Here is a 17823-nt window from a genome sequence, read left to right as displayed (position 1 = left end):
GCGTGGACCCGGGAAGCAAGGGCTCGCGAAGAGCGTCCCGGTCCGGTTGGTGGTACCGCACCTGTTTTGGGCGTCGCTCCCGTGTGATCGGTAAATGGAGTACGTTCAGGAACGCGTGACGACCCTTCACGCGTTGACCGACCACCGGCCCGACGCCCCCACGGACCGGGCCGCGGTCGTCGTGCCGATGACCGAGCGCGAGTACGGGACGCTTGCGGCCGAGCGCGTGCTCTCGACGCTGGAGACGGTCGACCCGGCCCGCGTGATCGTCCCGCTGCGGGCCGCCGCCGACCGCGCCGGCCCGTTCGCGGAGTGGCTCGGCGAGTTCGACCTCGACGTCGAGACACTGTGGTGCGACGGCCCCCGGCTCGCGTCGCTGCTGGAGGCGCGGGGGCTCGACGGCGAGCGCGGCAAGGGGCGAGACGTGTGGCTCGCCTTAGGTCGTGCGCTCAACGAGGAGTTCGTCGTCGTCCACGACGCCGACACGAAGACCTACTCGCCGGCGTTCGTCAACCGACTCTTGTTCCCGCTGGGTCAGGGGTACCGGTTCTCGAAGGGGTACTACGCCCGGGTCGAGGACGGCTCGCTGTACGGGCGGCTGTTCAGGCTGTTCTTCCGGCCGCTCGTCCGCGCGCTCGGTGACGCTGCGCCCGGCCGGACGCCCGACGTCTTAGAGTACCTCTCCGCGTTCCGCTACGCGCTCGCCGGCGAGTTCGCGGCGACGAGCGACCTCGTCTCGCGGCTCCGCGTCCAGCGCGGCTGGGGGTTAGAGGTCGGGACGCTCGGCGAGGCGTTCGGCCACGCCGGCTTCGCGGACAGCGCGCAGGTCGACCTGGGTCGGTACGAACACGACCACCGCTCCGTCGACGGACCGACCGGCCTCGCCGACATGAGCCGGGCGGTCGGCGAGGCGACGCTGCGCGCGGTCGAGGACGCCGGCGTCGACGTCGACTACGACGGGCTCGCAGAGCGGTACCGCGACGCGGCGGAGACGCTGGTCGACGGCTACGCGACCGACGCCGCGTTCAACGGCCTCTCGTACGACGCGGCCGACGAGCGCTCGCAGGTGGCGACGTACGCCGAGGCGCTCGGGGAGCCGGGGCCGGACACCCGGCTCCCGGCGTGGGAGGACGCGCCGGTCGACCCCGACGAGGTCCGCGAGGCGGCGCGCGAGGACCTCGACGCGGTTCGCGGCGACGGGGCGACCGGCGGAATCGACGCCGTCGGCGCCCGGCCGACCGACGACGGACAGGCGGAGCCCGCCCCGGGGGAGGACTGAGATGGCGGACGGACCGAGCGTCGCCGCGCGCGACGACCTCGCCGGCGTCGTCGACCTCTTCGGCTGGCTCACGCGTGCGGAGCTGTCGAACGCGCTCTCGGAGCTGGCGTTCAAGCAGCGGACCGAGGTCGACGAGGACGCCATCGACGCCGCCATCGACCTCGCGGTCGCGGAGTACGCGCTCGTGCCGGCGCCGGCGGACGCGCTCTCGGGCGGCGGCGCGGACGACGTCGCGGACGCCGAAACCGACCCCGCCGACAAGTCGACCGCCCTCGCGGTCGGTCCGGCCGCGTTCCCGACGCTCCCGGAGGGGGCGGAGGACCTGCCGCACATCCTCGACGTGCCGGACCGCGAGGTCGACCGCGAGACGCTCGCGGACGCGGTGCTCGACCGGCTTCGCGAGGAGGCGGTCGAGGCGATAGGCGAGGGCGACGACGACCGCTTGGAGACGCTCGCGGACGTGACCTACGACGTGGAGGCGTGGGCGCCGGTCGACGTGGACCCGGTTCGGACGCGGATTCTCGCGGAAGTCGACGAGGAGGGCTGAGTCGGGGCGCGCCGCGGTCGCCTCACCCGGAGAACTCCGACTCGCTCACGCGGACGATCACGGTCTCGTCGACGTCGCGGAGGTCGTACTCCGGCGTCTCGCCCTGTCGCCGCCGGACGAAGAGGGGTTCGACCGGCCGGCCGTCGACGAGCCCGAACACCTTCAGGCGCTGGTCGGTCTCCTCGGGGGGCACGTCGCCGTCGCGGACCTCGCGGGCGAGGTCCCGGGAGAGCCACTCGTCGGTCGCGACGGACGGCTCTAACACGAGCGCCTCCTCGACAAAGCGGACGAGGTACCAGTCGAGGTCGTTGAGGAGGGAGACGGCGGCGCCGAGGCTCACGGTGTCGACGGCGACGCTGTTCTCGAACGGCTCCTCGATGTCGTAGGTCGCGAGCGCGTCGCGAGCCGTCTCGCGGGAGAGCAGCTCGTAGGAGAGCTCCACGTCAGGGTCGCCGAGGAGACACACCCGCGTCATGAATGTGTCTCGGAGCGGCCGGCGCAAATCCGTTGCGGTCGCGGGGTGACGCGGTACGGCGTTCACCCTCGACTCAGAACGTCGAGACGTCGCCCTCGATGACGCTGCGGGTCACGTCCGTCACGTCGGCCAGCTCGCGGTCGACGATGTCGAGCACGTCCGCCTCGATGTCGTCCAGCGCGACGCCCTCCTCCGTGACGATCTGCGCGTCCGCGACGTGGGGCTCGTCGATCGGGCGGCCGATCTGCGAGAGCAGTCGGACCTGGAGGTCGCGGATGCCGTCGACCTCGCTCGTGACGGACTCGGCGACGCGGGTCGAGAGGAGGTTGTAGATCTTCCCGATGTGGTTGACGGGGTTCTTCCCGGAGGTCGCCTCCATCGACATCGGGCGGTTCGGGGTGATGAGGCCGTTCGCGCGGTTGCCGCGGCCGACCGAGCCGTCGTCGCCCTGCTCGGCGGAGGTGCCGGTGACGGTGAGGTAGACGGAGCCCTCGTCGTAGTCGTCGGCGGTGTTGACGTCGACGCCCACCTCGCGGTCGGTGTACTCGCGGGCGAGGTCGTCGACGTACTCGCGGACGGACGCGACCGCGTCGTCGTACTCGTCGAGGCCGTCGACGTAGGCGTCGACCATCGCGGCGGCGACGGTGATGTCGATCCGATCGCCCTCGCGTTTCCCCATGATCTTCACGTCGGGGCCGAGTTCGGGATGGTCGTCGTGGTACGTGGTGTTGAGCGCGCGCTCGGCCTCGTGGACGATGGTCTCCGTCTCGGTGAGCGGGGCGTGGCCGACGCCGAAGGAGGTGTCGTTGGCCATCGGCACTTCCTGGGTCTCCTCGCCGAACACGTCCTGGAGGTCGCCCGACCCCTCGCCGAGCCGCACGTCGACGACCACGTCGGTGCCGTACTCCAGCTCCGGGATCGCCTCGGAGAGGTAGTCGCGGGCGGCCGCCAGCGCGGTCGAGTCGACGGGGAGCTGCTCGCCGTCGTACTCCTTCGTGGCGCGGCCGACGATGAGGATGTAGATGGGCTCGACGACCTCGCCGCCGCCGAACGCGGGGGCCGCGCGGCCGGCGACTAACTGCGTCTCGTCGGTGTTGTAGTGGAGCACCTTGCCGACGCGGTCCAAGTAGAGCTGCGAGAGCGCCCGCGAGACGGACTCCGCGACCCCGTCGCAGATAGAGTCGGGGTGACCGATCCCCTTTCGCTCGACGATCTCGACCTCCTGATCCTCGACCGCCTGCCGGTCGAGACGGCTGACCTGTATGTTCCGGTCCATTACCGCCGGATACGCCGCGGGCGACGGTATAACTTGCGGAAACTCTTCGCGGACATCGAATAACTAAGAGTAATTTATAACCGCGTCGACGGACCCACTCCGTCGGCGTCGATCCCGGTGACTCAAGCCAGCGTTTGCGTCTCGGCAATACCTTTCAGTCGCCTGTCTGTACGGTCCGTATGGACGAACTCGCATCCTCTCGTCGTCGCCTCCTCGTCGGCGCGCTCGCGGGCGGAATCGGCGCCGCCGCGGCCGGCTGTCTCGGAACCGAGAGCGACGGCGACGCGGCCGACGGACCGGAGCTCAGGCTCTCACTCTCGCGGGTCGACGGGTCGCTGCGCGACCGCTACGTTCACAGCCGCGACGACCCGCCCGAGGAGTGGGACGAGGCGGCCCTCAACGCGGTTCTGGCCGGCGAGTCGTACACGACCCAGCACCGGAAGCCGTTCTTCGCGAGCCCCGACGACCCGGCGTACGTCCTCCGTGACGGGACCTACCACCGGCTCGGCTCCGTCGTCGTCGACGAGGTCGCCGAGACCTACCCGGTCCTCCGACTCTTCGACGTCGACGACGAGGGGTCCGGGAGCGACGACGGCGGCGAGTCGGCGGTCGACGGCGGCGAGGAGGGGGACCTGCCGCAGGCCGACCAGCGTGCGGTCCACATCGCCCACTTTGCGGCCCGATCCCGCGGAGACGCGGGCGGCTACCCCGTCGGACTGGTCGAACGCGGCGGCTACGCGTACCGCAACGAGACCGCGCGAGGGGAGAGCGCGCTGCTCGCGGACGGCGGCCCCGAACGCGTCGCCTACCGAGACACGACCTACCGGGTCGAGATCGAACGGGAGCGGTTCCACGAGGCTGTGTACCGGCCGATCGCGGAGGCGGTCGCCGAGAGCCCGGAGCGGATGGAGGCGATCCTCCGAGCGACGTTCGTCGGACCCAGAGTCGCACCGGACGACCTGTCCGCGGAATCTCGGCGGATCGTCGAGCAGGCGGATATGGAGGAGTACGCCGAGACGCACCCGTACTCCGACGCGTACGTCGAGCTGCTCCGCGCGATCGACGCGCGGCCCTTCATCGACGGGAACGTTCGGAAAGACGCCGGCGTCGGTGAGGACAGAGAGGAGATGATCCGGTACGGCGACGACTACTACGAGCGCTACCTCCGAATTTTGGACGAAGAGGGTAACTGAGGGACCCGGCGTTTCGCGGCCGCCTCAGCGGACCGCCGCGTACGCCTCGGCCATCACGTCGAGCGCCTCGCGCAGTTCGTCCTCGTCGGTCGCGTACGAGATGCGCGCGTGGCCGGCGCCGCCCTCGCCGAACGCCTCGCCGGGGACGACGACCACGCCGCGGTCGAGACACTCGTCGACGAACCCGTCGGGCACGCGCGGCATCGCGTAGAACGCCCCCTGCGGCGTCGGGCAGTCGATCCCGATGTCGTCGAAGCCGTCGAGGAGGATGTCGCGGCGGCGCTCGAAGGAGGCGGTCATCTCGTCGACGACGTCGCGGTCGCCCCGAAGCGCGGCCTCCGCGGCGTACTGCGCCGGCGCCGAGGCGCACGCCTGCGCGTACTGGTGGACGCGGAGCATGCGCTCGACGCGCTCGCCGGCGCCGTACACCCAGCCGAGCCGCCAGCCCGTCATCGAGAACAGCTTCGAGGCGGAGTTGACGACCACGACGTTGTCCGTCTCCGCGAACTCGATCGGCGAGTGATGCTCGCCGTCGAAGACGGTGTACTCGTACACCTCGTCGGAGATACAGAGCACGTCGTGTTCGTCGGCGATGCGCGCGAACTCGCGCACGTCTTCCTCGGAGGAGACCGCGCCCGTGGGGTTGCCGGGCGAGTTCACGACGAACGCCGCCGTGTCCTCGGTGATGGCGTCCTCGACCGCGGCCGGGTCGATGGTGAGGTCGTCGCGGAGCGGCACGGGGACCGGCTCGCCGCCGGTCAGCTTCGTCAGGGCGTCGTAGGAGACGAACCCCGGGTCCGGGATCAGCACCTCGTCGCCGGCGTCGACGTGGGCTTCGAGGGCGATGTGGAGCGCCTCGCTGCCGCCCGCGGTCGCGACGACGTTCCCGGGGTCGAGGTCGATCCCCTGATCCGCGCGGTGCTTCTCGGCGATGGCCTCCCGGAGCGAGCGGGTTCCCTTGTTCTCGGTGTAGGCGTCCGCCTTCCCGGACTCGATGGCGTCGACCGCGGCCTGCCGGGCGTGGTCCGGCGTCGGGAAGTCAGGTTGCCCGAGTCCGAGGTTGATCGCGTCGTCGCCGGCCGCCTCGAACACCTCTCGGATCCCGCTTATCGAAATCCGCTCGACCCTGTCGGAGAACGTCGTCATACCAGTGAGGGAGCGCCGCCGCGGGTTAGTTCTTGTCACCACCGACGCCGCTCCCAGACCGGCCGCCGCCCCTCGCGGCTCGCGTCCTCTCGAATCCGCCCGTCCGCGTCGGTCGGCAGCGCGAACCGTCCCCGGAGGACGCTCGGCACCTCCTCGGCGCGGGCGCGCAACAGCGCGTCGTCGACCGCGCGGAGGCGGAGCATCGGCCGCCCCGGCCCCATCGGCACCTTGATCGACTCGATCAGCTCCCGATCGACGAGGGCCTGCCGGTCGCCGGTGAACTCCTGTGCCGGGGCGATCCCGACGCCATCGGTCCCGACCCACGTCCGCAGATCCCGGAAGAGGTGGTCGTGTCGCGCCGCGAGCGCGACGAGGAGCGTTCGGTCCGGCACCTCGGTCGTACGGCCGAACTCGCCGGGTTCGAGCGACGCCAGCAGGGCTTCCAGGTCGTCCGCGAACCGGTCGTCGAGGACCTCGCGCGCGTCGGCGAGCAGCCGAGTCCGCGAGGGCATCTCGACGGTCGCCGGCGACGCCGCGTCGTACCGCGCCTCGGCCGTCGTGCGGGCGCCGTCGACTGCCTTTGGGTCGGTGTCGGCCGCCGCCGAATCGGTGTCGACCGCAGTCGCCGCGAGCGTGCGGTCCCCGCGGGGGCCGACCACGGCGTCGACGCGGTCCGGGCTCGCGAAAAGCGTCCCGCCCGTCCCGTGCCCGAGCGGCTCGCCGGTCCGGACCCGTATCTCGTCGTTCTCGACCGCCTCGGCGACCGCGGTGCCGAGGACGAGCGCGCGTGAGAGCGCGTCGACGACGCCGGGGCGGCACGCGATCCGCCACGGCGGGCCCGACGACCGTTCGCGGGCCGCCAGCACCGCCGGGAGCAGTCGTATCGGGACGCCGACCGCGACGACGGCGGACCGCCCCGCCAGCGCGGCCTCGACCGCTTCGGCGAGCGTGTCGGCGGGACGCGGGAGGACGTCTGCGACCTCGGATGTCCCGCCGAGGTCGTCGCTCGCGGCCACGGACCCGTCGGTCGCCGCCGCGGCGTCGTCGCTGGCGGCGCCAGCGTCGGTCTCGGCTCCGGCGTCGTCCGCGGTCACACCGATCGGTGACGACCGCGATCCGAATGAGCATTGCGCCGATCACGGGGGCGCCGCTGGGGGAGGAGAGCGCTGGGAGTGAGGGCGACGGGGGAAATCGACGGGAGAGAGGTGTCGTGAACGCCGAACTCAGGGCGCCCGCCCGAACACGAGGTACCCCGTGTGGCCCACGCCGGCGGTGGAGGGGCGCGAGCCGCGGTCGGAGAAGTCCATCTCGCGCTGGATCGTCTCCAGCGTCTCGACCTCGGCGAAGCCGGCCTCCCGGGCCGCGAGGGCGGCCTCGCGGGTCCCCTCGACGAACGGGGAGTAGACGGCGAGGCGACCGCCGGGCGCGAGCAGGTCGTCCGCGCGCTCGACGACGGCGGGGGCGTCGCCGGTGTCGAGCGTGAGCACGTTGAACGGCTCCGCGTCGGCGAGGTCGTCTAACTCGTCGGTGAGGTCGCCGGTCCGGACCTCGACGCGGTCGGCGACGCCAGCGGTCCGCATGTTGTCGCGGGCAACCTCGGCGAACTCGGCGTCGACCTCGTAGGTCGTCACGTCGGCGCCGGCCCGGCCGAGGTACGCCGCGAGGATCCCCGTGCCAGTGCCGGCGTCGAGGACGCGGTCGCCGCCTGACGCGCCGGTGTGACCCATCACGAGCCCCACGTCGCGGGGCATCATCGGCGCGCCGGTGCGTTCGAGGTGGTTGAAGAGGTCGGGACCGCGGAGCGCGCGGACCTCGAAGGCGGTACCGAGGTGGGTCTCGACCTCGTCGCCGGCCGCGACGTCTTCGGGGACCTCGATCACGCCGAGGTCGGTGCCGAACTCCTCGCCGGGCTCCAGCAGGTACTCACGGTCCTCGTGGACGAGCAGGTACGCGGCGTCCGTCACTGCAGGTCGGCGATCGCTCGCGCGGGCTCGCCGTTGGCCGCCTCCAGCGCCTCGCGGGCGGCCTCCTTCGAGACGCCCGCCTGCTGGGCGACCAGTTTCACGTCCTCCTCCGGAATGCCGTCGTCGCCGTCGTCCGCGTCGTCAGCGTCGTCGAGCGCGGGGTCGTCCGCCTCGTCCCCCTCGACCGCGGTCGCGCCGCCGGCGCCCGCGTCGGCCACCGCGTCGGGCGAGCCGACGATCTGGTAGGTCTCCTGCCCTTGGGCGTCCATCTTGGTGACCTGGGCGCCGTCGAAGACGAGGTCGTCGCCGTCGGCCGTCTCGATGACGACCCGCTCGGCGTCGAGCTCCTCGACGTCGATCCCCATCTGTTTCATCATCTGTTTCATCTTCCGCGGGTTCATGCCGCCGCCTCCGAACATGGTCCTCGGTTCGGCCGGACGACACAAAAAGGGTGTCGACACGGGGCGCAGAGTCGGCGCGGCGGCGAGGACCGGCGCGCTCGATGCCGGAAGGATCCGCTCCGCCCGATCGCGGCGAACTCGACCGAGACGGCTGGGTTGATACGTGTCGCGCGCGAGGCGGAGGTATGTACCTCGCGGACCACACTTGGCCGGAACTGGGCGACGCGCTCGACCCCGGCTCCGTCGCGCTCGTCCCGCTCGGCTCGACCGAACAGCACGGCCCGCACCTGCCGCTGGCGACCGACCACCTGATCGCCGAGGGGCTCGCGACGGCGGCCGCCGAGCGATCGGACGCGTTCCGGACGCCCACGATCAACGTCGGCGTCAGCCCGCACCACCGGCAGTTCCCGGGGACGATGTGGGTCGACCCGCCGGAGTTCCGCGACTACGTCGAGTCGTTCTCGCGGAACCTCGCGTACCACGGGATCGACCGCGTGGTGTTCGTCAACGCCCACGGCGGCAACGTCCAGCACCTCCGGGAGGTCGGCCGCCGCCTCCACGAGGACGAGGTCGCCTACGCCGTCGAGTGGATGTGGGACGAGTCGATCCCGGAGCTGGTCGACGACCTCTTCGAGCGCAACGGCCCGCACGCCGGGCCGAAGGAGACCGCGATGATCACCCACCTCGCGCCCGAGCTCGTCCGCGAGGACCGGCTCGAAGACGCCCGCGACGGCGGCCTCGTCGACCTTGAGAGCGCAGAGACGATGGTCCACGGCGCCCGGACGTTCTACGACTCGGTCGACAACTCCGCGAACGGCGCGTTCGGCGACCCGACCGACGTGACGCCGGAGAAGAGCGAGCGCCTGTTCGAGGCGGCTGCGGACCAGCTCGTCCAGTTAGCGGAGTGGATCGGCGACCGCGACGAGGCGGAGCTGTTCCCCGAGCCCCGAGTCGAGCGGGAGTCGACTTAGTCGTCGAACCGGTCGCCGAGGGCCTCCCGGAGCGCGGCGTCGGCCGCCTCCCGCCGGCCGTCCAGAATATCGAACTCCTCGCCGCGACGGCGTTCGAGCCAGCGCAGCAGGCGGGCGGCCCAATCGAGCTTCCGGGCCTTCATCGGATCGACGTCCGGGTCGTCGAAGTTCCACCCGGGGAAGACCAGTTCGCCGGCGCCGACGTGGTCGGCGAGGAACGCGGCGCGGTCGCCGTCGGTGAACCCGCCCGTGTTCTGGACCGGGCCGACGGGGGCCGCCTGCGTCGTCGCCAGCGTCCACTCGTCGGCGAAGCGCGGGAGCCACTGGCGGACGGCGGGGATATTGTCGCCGTGGACGTGGGCGGCAACGGGGACGCCCTCGCGGGTCAGTTCGGCCGCCGTCTCCGGGTTCTTGTCGAGGTCGGTCACCATACAGTCGACGGCGACGCCGCGGTCGACGAGGACGTCGGCGGCGGTCGAGGCCGCGACGACGACATCGGCGTCGCGGGCGAGCGCGACCTCGTCGGCGAGGCACGGCGCCGCGCCCGCGACGGCGACCGTTTCCCCTTCCCAGTCGCCGAGGCGGTCGAGCGGGAACGGCGTCGCGAGGTCGGCGGCGACGTCGCGGGCGCGTTCGTCGCCCGTCCGATCGAACCCGAAGTCGGCGAGGATCGCCTCGTAGACGGGCTCGAAGGTGTCGAAGTTCACGGGCGGACCACGCTCCGGGAAACCGTCGCGCCGGGCGCAGAACGGCGCCGCCGCTCGCCGGGCGAATTATGGTATGGACCGGAGTGGCACAGAGTACCCCTACCCGCGTGCCCCTCCGGCGTCCGGTCGATCGGTTGTCTACACGAGGGCATAAACTTTCTCTTAATTCACGTCGCGGGCGATCTCGTCGATCGCGGCGTCGAGCGGGTCGGAGACGCCTGATACGGCCTCTCTGACCGACTCGATCGCGGCGGGCGTCCCGATCAGGAGTCCGCGGCGGCCGCTCGCGGGGCCGTCGTCGGGGGAGCCGTCGCCCGCTGGACCGGCTGAGCCGCCGGTGCCGCCGTCGGTCGCCGACGGGGGCGACGGCGCCTCAGCGCGGTTCGGATCGCCCAGCGCGAACGCGGCGCCGCTCGCGTCGCCGCCCACGGTCGCGGCGCGCAGGGCGCCGACCGCCGCGTCGTCGAGGCCGGAGAGCTCGTAGGTGCGGACGACCGCGTTGCCGGCCGCGTCGCGGTCGCCCTGCCTCGCCCCCGCCGCGCCGATCCGGTCGAGGTGGCGCTCGGCCTCGCGGACCGTCGTCACGTCGAGCTCCTCGACGCTCACGGCGTCGGAGTCGCCGCCGGAGCTGTGGCGGTCGCGAGCGAACTCGGCGCCGACCAAGGCGGCGTCGCGCGTCTCTGCCACGTCGTGGGTGCGAATCACGTGGGCGCCGCGCTCGACCGCCATCGACGTGGCGGCGAGCGAGACCGGGAGCGCCTCCTCGGTGCTGCGGCCGGCGATGGTCTTCAGGAAGCTCTTGCGGTTGATCGAGACGAGCAGGGGGCGGCCGTAGCCGCGGAACTCGCGCAGCCGGTGGAACGTCTCGCGGTCGTCGTCGTGGGTCTTCGCCTCCGACCAGCCGCCGAACGCGGGGTCGAGGATGGTCTTGTCCGTGAAGCCGTTCATCGAGAGCGCCTCGTAGATGTCGTCGACGTCTTCGACGGCGCCCGGCCGCTCTAAGTCGGGGGAGAGGCCATCTTCGAGACGGCGGCGTCGTGTTCGCGGCAGACGCGGGGCATCTCCGGGTCGGCGAAGCCGCAGATGTCGTTGACCATGTCGAAGCCGCGCGAGAGTGCCTCGTCGGCGACCTCGTGGTAGCGCGTCTCGATCGACCAGACGGCGTCGCCGGAAGTCGACTCCAACGTCTCCACCGCGGTGTCGAGCCGATCGAGCTCCTGTTCGGCCGAGAGCACGTCGAGGTCCTTGTTGGCCGATTCGAGGCCGACGTCGACGATGTCGGCGCCCTCGCCGATCAGCTCGTCGTCGACGTACGCGGCGGCCTCTCCCGGGTCGTCGTACACGCTGGGGTCGTACGGCGACTCCTCCGAGACGTTGAGCACGCCCATGATCCGGGGCGGGTGGTCGTCGCCGATCCCCAGCCCCGCGGCGTCCACGTTTCGCATACGATCAACACGGGCGCGAGCGACATAAACTGGGGGAGTGACCGCCGGCGTCGAGGCAGGACGACCAAGTGATGGTCGGCGCAGGGCGACGCCCGAGCGTCGGTCGGAGACAGTCCGTAGATTCCCCCGAAAACGTCGCGAGACGTGTCAGTATGAGACACGACGGCAGTCGTCGGACACGTCTTAATGCCGTCGAGAACGTATCTGAAGCATGTACTCGAAATCAGAGAATCGACTGCTCGGACTCGCGTTGGCCGCCCTGCTCACGACGATAGGGGCCGAACTCCTCGGGAGTCAACTCCTCGTCGCGGTCGGCGTCGGCGTCTTCGCCCTCGCGGTCGTGGCGCTGTTCGCGGTCATGGGCGTCGTCCTCGCGGTGAGCGTCGCCCGTGGCTCGGATCTGAGCGCGCTCGACGCGACCGCGACCGAACGACCTCGCTGAGACGCGCGATCAGAGGTCGAACGCCAGCGAGTCGCCAACCTCGACGCCGTGGCGGTCGGTCCACTCGTAGGGGACCTCGAGCACGTACTGGCCGGATCCGTCATACTGTTGCTCCTCGCCGTCCTCGTTCGGTCCCGGTTCGGGCGCGTTGTGGATCCGGACGATCTCCCGATCGCCGTCGACGAAGACGATGTCGATGCCGAAGCTCATCCGACGCATCACGTACGTCAGGCTCTGTAGGGGCGCGTCGTAGACGAACAGCATCCCGCCGTCCTCGGGCAGCGCCTCGGCGTCGCTGAGGCCGAGCCGACGCTTAGGGCCGGAATCCGCGATCGCGGCGGTCACCGAGCCGCGAGCCTCGCCGTCCGGACTCTCGACGGTTACGGTCGTCGTCTCGTAGTCTGCGTACGGTTCGCTGGGCCACTCGATATCACCGTTGGTTCCGTCACCCGTATCGTCTTCGTCCGAATCGCTGCCGTCGTTCCCCACGTTCCCGCCCCCGAGACAGCCAGCCGCGGCACCCGCGGTCGCAACGGCAGTCACTCGGAGAAGGCGACGGCGTCTCATACACACACCGAAGTGATTCGTAGATTTAAAAAGCCGGTTTCGCCGGACGGCGGAGCGACCGGCTTCGTGCCGGGAAGGACGCGCTTTTATCGCCGCCGGAGCGTAGCCTACGACATGGCGAAAGTGAGCATCGGCCTCCGCGGATGGCGCTTCGAGGAGGACGAGATATTCACCGACGACGAGGAACTGAAGCCCCTCGACGAGATTCCGGAAGATCCCCGGGAGCGACTCGTGCGGCTCGTCAGCCTCGTCGAGGAGCCCTGCGACGTCTGTTACCTCGACTACGGCGAAGAGGAGATCAACCGCTGTAACCAGGCGGAGATCGTGTACGGAGAGCCGGAGGGCGAGGTGCTCCTCTGCCCCGAACACGAACCGGACCTGCTCTACTGGTTCCGCGAGGAAGGCGGCAGCGAGTACAAGGGGTCGGTCGAGTTCGCCGACCGCTTCCACGAGTGGGTCGCCGCCGGCAACGAGGCCCCGAGGGGTACGCCTCCGTCGAGCACGTCGATGAAGACCCCGACGGGCTGCCGGACCTGCCGGACCAGCAGGAGGTCCAAGAGCGACTGGAGGAAGACTTCGAGGGCGAGCGGATCGACATCCTCGAACTCGCCGGCCAGGAGGAGCGCGACGGCGAGGATATCTCCGAAGCGGAGCTCGCGGACTCCGACATCGACCTCTCGGCCGACTACCCGTCGGACCGATGAGCGGCGGCGAGGGAAGCGAGGTGAGCGCGACCGCGACCGACGAGGGGAGCGACGACTCCGGCGGCGGCCGCCGGAAGCCCGTCGTCGTCGTCGTCGAGCCCGAGACGCCGGGCAACGTCGGCACCATCGCGCGAGCGATGAAGAACTTCGGGCTCTCCGACCTCAAGCTCGTGGACCCGCCGGAGATAGAGGAGGACGGCGAGGCGTACGGCTTCGCCGGCCACGCGCGCGAGGACGTGCTCCCGAACGCGGAGGAGGTCACCTTCGACGAGGTCGTCGCGAACTACCACACGGTCGGCACCACCGCGATCACCGGCGAGGACGACCGCAGCCACGAGCGCTTCCCGTTCAAGACGCCCGCCGAACTGCGCGAGTCGCTGAAGACGGTCGACGCGCCCACCGCCATCGTCTTTGGCCGCGAGGGGCGCGGGCTCAACAACGAGGAGCTCTCGCGGCTCGACGAGGTGTGTTCGATCCCGGCCGACGACGACTACCCGGTCCTGAACCTCGGGCAGGCCGCGACCGTGCTCTTGTACGAGCTCCGCGACCTCACCGTCGACGAGACGCAACTGCCCGACACGGAGGTGACCCGCGCCCCCGAGGCCGACGTCGAGCGCTTCCACGAGTTCTTCGACGAGTTCCTCGCGGCGACCGGCCAGCGCGACCACGTCCGCGAGAAGAACGCGCTGCTCGTGCGCCGCCTGCTCGGCCGCGCGCACCCGACCGAGCGCGAGATCCACTCGCTGCTCGGCACCTTCCGGAAGGCGAACGCGAAGTTAGAGCACGCCGACCACCTCGCGGCGAAGTACGACGAGCCGCCGTACCCAACGGAGCAATAGCGTGGCCCGCTCCGTTCTCGACGAGGACCTGTTAGCCGGCGTGCGGGACGTCTCGCCGCTAATGTTAGGCATCGCGCCGTTCGCGCTCGTCGCCGGCATCGCGACGGTCGACGCCGGGCTCGGCCTCGCAGAGGCGGTCGGGATGTCCGTGATCGTGTTCGCGGGCGCCTCGCAGCTGGCGGCGCTGGAGCTGCTCGGCGAGAACGCGCCCCTCGCGGTCGTCGTCGGCACGGCGGTCGTGATCAACCTCCGGATGCTGATGTACTCGGCCTCCATCGCGCCGCACTTCGCCGACTACGGGCGTCGCCTCCGCGCGGGACTCGCGTACCTGCTCACCGACCAGGCGTACGCGCTCTCGGTCGCCGAGTTCGACGAGAACCCGGACCGCAGCCGGTGGCGCTACTACCTCGGCGCGGCCGCGTCGCTGTGGATCGTCTGGCAGATCGGGACGGTCGCCGGCGTCGTCCTCGGCGCCGGCGTCCCCGACGCGTGGGGCCTCACGTTCGCGGTGCCGCTCGTCTTCCTCGCGCTCCTCGTCCCCGCGATGAAGGACCGGCCGACCACCGTCGCGGGCGTCGCGGGCGGCACGGTCGCGGTGGTCGCGGCCGGGCTCCCGCTCAACCTCGGACTGCTCGTCGGCGCGCTGTGCGGGATCGCGGCCGGCCTGGTGACGGAGGTGACGGCGTCGTGACCGACGCGCTCGCCGGGGTCGTCGCCTCGCCGCGCGCTTGGGTCGCCATCGTCGTCATCGGCGTCGTCACCTACGGGATTCGGCTCTCCTTCATCCACCTGTTCGGGCGGATCGACGGGGTCCCGACGCGCGTTCAGCGGCCGCTGCGGTACGTCCCCCCGGCCGTCCTCGCGGCGCTCGTCCTCCCCGACCTCGTGACGCTGCGCCCCTCTGTCGCCGCGACCCTCCTCGACGAGCGGCTGATCGCGGGCGCCGTCGCCGGCGCCGTCGCGTGGCGGACGGAGAACGTGTTCGCGACCATCGCGACCGGGATGGTCACGCTGTGGCTCTTCCGGTTCGTCGTGTTCGCGTGAGGGGCGCGAAGCGACTCCGGACCGGAGAAACTGGCCCGAGTCAGTCGAACCGGTCCGGGCTGCGCCTCGCGAGCGCGAAGACGACGACGCCGACGAGGAGGGCGATGACGAGCGCGCGCTCGACGGTTACGAAGCCCCGGACCGACGAGATCGCGTACGAGGCGGCCGCGAGGGCGAGGACGGCGTGGCCGACCGCGGCGACGCCGAGCAGCGCGGGGCGAGCGCCCGGATTCTTCCAGAGTCGGAGCCGCGTCGCGGCCGCGGACGCGGCGCCGACGAGGACCCCGACCGGGAGCCCGACGAGCGCGGAGAACTCGATCGACGCCCCGAGCAGTTCCGTGACGCCAGCGGCCGCGACCAGGAACGCGGTCACTCCGACGCCCACCGTCGCGACGAGTCGCCAGTTCATGCCCGTCCGGTCGTGGCGAGGGGAGATAAACGGTCGCGTCAGCGCTCGCGCTCGGTCGCGCGCTCCCCGGACCGCTCGCGCGTCTCAGAGGCGTCGCGGTCGACGGGGCGGTCGAACCGCGCCCCGTCGTCGCCTCGGACCTCGCGCTCGCGGGCGTCGGCGATCCGCTGCGCGCCGTCGGCCAGCGAATCGAGCGCGGCGAGCAGCCGGTACGAGAGGTACGGCCCCGCGGCGAGCACGAGGACGACCCAGACGCCGAACAGGATCTGTCCGACGATCAGGATCGAGTACACGAACACGAGGAGACTCACGGACGCGAGGACGGCACCGATCGGCGTGCGGAGGGCTTCGGAGGGCGAGAGCGGGTCGTGCGCCATGGACGGCGCTACCGCCGGAATTCACTTAAAAATAACCGGACCGTGCGGGCGGACCGCGAGCGCGGAGCGGACCGCGTTCGCGGTGCGGTCTCGCTCAGTCGTCGGCCGGTGCCGCGGAGTCGCCGGCGGAAACGCCGGTTCCGGGGCCGATGTCGATGCCGAGCTCCTCGAGCTTCTCGTCGGGGACGACGCCGTCGACCCAGTCGCGGGTCTCGTAGTACTCGGCCTTCAGCTGGTCGAGTTCGACGAGTTCGCCCTCGCTGGCGCCCGTGCCGGGAATGGCGTCCGGGTGCCCCTCGATGAACCGGTTCGGCAGCGTGTCGTCCGCGCCGTCGAAGCCGGCGAGGTTGTTGAAGTAGCGTTCGAGGTTGTACACGCGCTCGCCGGCCTCGAACAGCTCGTCCTCCGAGAGGTCGCGGCCGGTCATGCCGTTGTACTGGAGCACGTACTCCTCGATTCCCTCCGCGAACGCGCTGAACTTACAGATGTCGAACGAGTCCGACACCGCGTGGAGGTCCTGGAAGGTGGCGGTGAGCTCGCCTTTCCCCTCCCACTCGTACGGGTCGACCTTCTCCGGGATGCCGAGGATCTCGGCGGCCGGCGTGTACCCGCGCAGGTGGCAGGCGCCGCGGTTGGAGGTCGCGTACGCGATCCCCATGCCCTTCATGCAGCGCGGGTCGTAGGCGGCCATCGTCTGGCCCTTGACGGAGAGCTTGTTGCCGTGCGCGTCCTTCGCGTCGGCGACGCGCTCGGGGCCCTCCGCGAGGAGGTCGCCGAGGTCGCTGGAGCGGTGGCCGATCTCCTCGATGAGGTCGATCATCGTCTCGGAGTCGCCCCAGTCGAGGTGGCCGACGCCCTCCAGTTTGCCCTCCTCGCTCATCTCCATCGCCATCGCCATCATGTTGCCCGTCTCGATGGTGTCGATGCCGAGGTCGTTACACCGGTCGAGCATGACCGCGATCTCGTCGCGGTCGTCGTGGCCGGAGTTCGGGCCGAGTGCCCACGCGGACTCGTACTCGTACGACTCCATGCGGACGTTCAGGTCCTCGCCCTTGTGGGTCACGTCGACCTCGACCTCCTTCTTACACGCCACCGGACAGGAGTGACAGGTCGGCTCGTCGACGAGGATGTTCTCGCGGACGTTCTCGCCGGAGACGCGCTCGGCCTGCACGTCGATGCCGTCGGTCTCGCTGTACGCCTCCGTGGAGGTGTGCTGCGCGTTCTTCGTCGGGAGCCCGTCCATCTCCTCGGTCGCGTTCATCAGGACGTTCGTCCCGTACATCGAGAGCCCGCCCTCGTTGGGCGCGGTGACGTCGGACTCGCGGATGACCTCCATCGCCTGCTGGTAGCCCTCCTGGAAGGTCTCCGGGTCGGCGGGCTTGGGCATGTCGGTGCCCGACTTCACGACGACCGCCTTCACGTTCTTCGAGCCCATCACGGCGCCGGTGCCGCCGCGGCCCGAGGCGCGGTCGTCCTCGTTGATGACGCAGCCGTAGCGCACCTCGTTCTCGCCGCCCTGGCCGATCGCCATCACGGAGACGTCGCGGCCGACCTTCCCGTCGACCTCCTCGCCGAGCTGGTCGATCGTGTCGTGGACGCCCTGGCCCCAGAGGTGGGAGGCGTCGCGTACCTCCACGTCGCCGTCCTCGACGAACAGGTAGACCGGCTCGTCGCTCGCGCCGTCGAGCAGGATGCCGTCGAGCCCGGCCCACTTGAGCCGCGCGCCGGACCAGCCGCCGTGGTGCGAGTCGGTGACCGTCCCCGTCAGCGGGGACTTCGTCACCAAGGCGATCCGACCGCTCATCACGGTCTGGGTACCCGTCAGCGGCCCCGTCATGAACGCCAGTCGGTTCTCCGGTCCGAGCGGGTCCACGTCGGGACCCTTATCGAAGACGTACTTGACGCCGAGCCCGCGCGCGCCGATGTACTTCTCCGCGTCCTCGTCGTCGATCCCGCGGTAGCTGACCTCGCCACCGCCGAGATCGACCTGTGCCACACGGTCTCTGTAGCCGCCCATTTCAGTCATGTAATGCTCGT

Annotated in this window: 19 protein-coding genes and 2 pseudogenes; 9 read left to right on the top strand and 12 right to left on the bottom strand. The window is 70.9% G+C overall.

The window, feature by feature from the left end:
- The first annotated feature begins 94 nt into the window (after positions 1-94).
- Complete coding sequence (locus J7656_RS08035; RefSeq protein ID WP_211553007.1) at positions 95-1279, top strand: glycosyltransferase family protein; 1185 nt, start codon at positions 95-97, stop codon at positions 1277-1279.
- Position 1280: 1 nt separating this feature from the next.
- Complete coding sequence (locus tag J7656_RS08030) at positions 1281-1826, top strand: DUF7109 family protein (protein WP_211553005.1); 546 nt, start codon at positions 1281-1283, stop codon at positions 1824-1826.
- A gap of 22 nt (positions 1827-1848) precedes the next feature.
- Here the strand turns inward: J7656_RS08030 and J7656_RS08025 are convergent, their stop codons facing one another.
- Positions 1849-2301, bottom strand: a complete 453-nt coding sequence (locus J7656_RS08025) for a DUF5804 family protein (protein WP_211553003.1) — start codon at positions 2299-2301, stop codon at positions 1849-1851.
- Between the two features lie 73 nt (positions 2302-2374).
- Entirely contained in the window at positions 2375-3577 is a 1203-nt protein-coding gene (locus tag J7656_RS08020) for a methionine adenosyltransferase (RefSeq protein WP_017343392.1), read from the bottom strand.
- Positions 3578-3756: 179 nt separating this feature from the next.
- Between J7656_RS08020 and J7656_RS08015 the strand changes: the two genes are divergently transcribed.
- A complete protein-coding gene (locus J7656_RS08015; RefSeq protein WP_211553001.1) occupies positions 3757-4770 on the top strand; it encodes a hypothetical protein in 1014 nt (337 codons plus the stop codon).
- Positions 4771-4794: 24 nt separating this feature from the next.
- Here J7656_RS08015 and J7656_RS08010 read toward each other — a convergent pair whose 3' ends face one another.
- From J7656_RS08010 to J7656_RS07995, 4 genes are all read right to left on the bottom strand, one after another.
- Complete coding sequence (locus tag J7656_RS08010) at positions 4795-5916, bottom strand: pyridoxal phosphate-dependent aminotransferase (RefSeq protein ID WP_211552999.1); 1122 nt, start codon at positions 5914-5916, stop codon at positions 4795-4797.
- A 35-nt stretch (positions 5917-5951) separates the two neighbouring features.
- Positions 5952-7010 carry a transcriptional regulator TbsP domain-containing protein gene (locus J7656_RS08005; protein ID WP_017343395.1) on the bottom strand — a complete coding sequence of 353 codons (1059 nt, stop codon included), beginning with the start codon at positions 7008-7010 and terminating at the stop codon, positions 5952-5954.
- 129 nt (positions 7011-7139) lie between these two features.
- Positions 7140-7880 (bottom strand): methyltransferase domain-containing protein, encoded by a 741-nt coding sequence (locus J7656_RS08000; RefSeq protein ID WP_211552997.1) that lies wholly within the window; start codon positions 7878-7880, stop codon positions 7140-7142.
- On the bottom strand, positions 7877-8299 hold the full coding sequence (locus J7656_RS07995; protein WP_017343397.1) for a nascent polypeptide-associated complex protein: 423 nt from the start codon (positions 8297-8299) through the stop codon (positions 7877-7879). The genes J7656_RS08000 and J7656_RS07995 overlap by 4 nt, the downstream gene beginning before the upstream one ends.
- A 167-nt stretch (positions 8300-8466) precedes the next feature.
- Between J7656_RS07995 and J7656_RS07990 the strand changes: the two genes are divergently transcribed.
- Entirely contained in the window at positions 8467-9252 is a 786-nt protein-coding gene (locus J7656_RS07990) for a creatininase family protein (RefSeq protein WP_017343398.1), read from the top strand.
- Here the strand turns inward: J7656_RS07990 and J7656_RS07985 are convergent.
- Together J7656_RS07985 and J7656_RS07980 are read right to left on the bottom strand one after the other, a co-directional pair.
- A complete protein-coding gene (locus tag J7656_RS07985; RefSeq protein WP_211552995.1) occupies positions 9249-9959 on the bottom strand; it encodes a 6-hydroxymethylpterin diphosphokinase MptE-like protein in 711 nt (236 codons plus the stop codon). The genes J7656_RS07990 and J7656_RS07985 overlap by 4 nt on opposite strands.
- 162 nt (positions 9960-10121) lie before the next feature.
- Positions 10122-11404 (bottom strand): annotated as a pseudogene (locus J7656_RS07980) (dihydropteroate synthase).
- A gap of 211 nt (positions 11405-11615) precedes the next feature.
- Here J7656_RS07980 and J7656_RS07975 point away from each other — a divergent pair.
- Positions 11616-11846 (top strand): hypothetical protein, encoded by a 231-nt coding sequence (locus tag J7656_RS07975; RefSeq protein WP_017343401.1) that lies wholly within the window; start codon positions 11616-11618, stop codon positions 11844-11846.
- 9 nt (positions 11847-11855) lie between these two features.
- Here J7656_RS07975 and J7656_RS07970 read toward each other — a convergent pair whose 3' ends face one another.
- On the bottom strand, positions 11856-12413 hold the full coding sequence (locus J7656_RS07970; protein ID WP_211552994.1) for a DUF192 domain-containing protein: 558 nt from the start codon (positions 12411-12413) through the stop codon (positions 11856-11858).
- A 114-nt stretch (positions 12414-12527) separates the two neighbouring features.
- On the opposite strand from J7656_RS07970, the pseudogene J7656_RS07965 reads away from it, so the two are divergent.
- The 4 genes and pseudogenes from J7656_RS07965 (at position 12528) to J7656_RS07950 (ending at position 15000) form a co-directional block, all read left to right on the top strand.
- Positions 12528-13117 (top strand): annotated as a pseudogene (locus J7656_RS07965) (DUF8114 family protein).
- Positions 13114-13956: an RNA methyltransferase gene (locus tag J7656_RS07960; RefSeq protein ID WP_211552993.1), complete on the top strand. Its 843-nt coding sequence runs from the start codon at positions 13114-13116 to the stop codon at positions 13954-13956. Before J7656_RS07965 ends, J7656_RS07960 begins: the two are co-directional and overlap by 4 nt.
- Position 13957: 1 nt before the next feature.
- On the top strand, positions 13958-14647 hold the full coding sequence (locus J7656_RS07955) for an AzlC family ABC transporter permease (RefSeq protein WP_017343405.1): 690 nt from the start codon (positions 13958-13960) through the stop codon (positions 14645-14647).
- Entirely contained in the window at positions 14644-15000 is a 357-nt protein-coding gene (locus tag J7656_RS07950) for an AzlD domain-containing protein (RefSeq protein WP_026046230.1), read from the top strand. Before J7656_RS07955 ends, J7656_RS07950 begins: the two co-directional genes overlap by 4 nt.
- Positions 15001-15040: 40 nt before the next feature.
- Here J7656_RS07950 and J7656_RS07945 read toward each other — a convergent pair whose 3' ends face one another.
- The 3 genes from J7656_RS07945 to J7656_RS07935 form a co-directional block, all read right to left on the bottom strand.
- Positions 15041-15409, bottom strand: a complete 369-nt coding sequence (locus J7656_RS07945) for a DUF8147 domain-containing protein (RefSeq protein WP_017343407.1) — start codon at positions 15407-15409, stop codon at positions 15041-15043.
- A gap of 38 nt (positions 15410-15447) precedes the next feature.
- Complete coding sequence (locus J7656_RS07940; protein ID WP_017343408.1) at positions 15448-15786, bottom strand: DUF8066 domain-containing protein; 339 nt, start codon at positions 15784-15786, stop codon at positions 15448-15450.
- A 94-nt stretch (positions 15787-15880) separates the two neighbouring features.
- Positions 15881-17812, bottom strand: coding sequence for an aldehyde ferredoxin oxidoreductase family protein (locus tag J7656_RS07935; RefSeq protein WP_026046231.1), 1932 nt, complete (start codon positions 17810-17812; stop codon positions 15881-15883).
- Between the last annotated feature and the right edge of the window lie 11 nt (positions 17813-17823).

The organism is Halorubrum ruber, assembly GCF_018228765.1.
GTDB classification, from domain to species: Archaea; Halobacteriota; Halobacteria; order Halobacteriales; family Haloferacaceae; genus Halorubrum; species Halorubrum ruber.
This window is presented reverse-complemented; position numbering and strand designations above follow the sequence as displayed.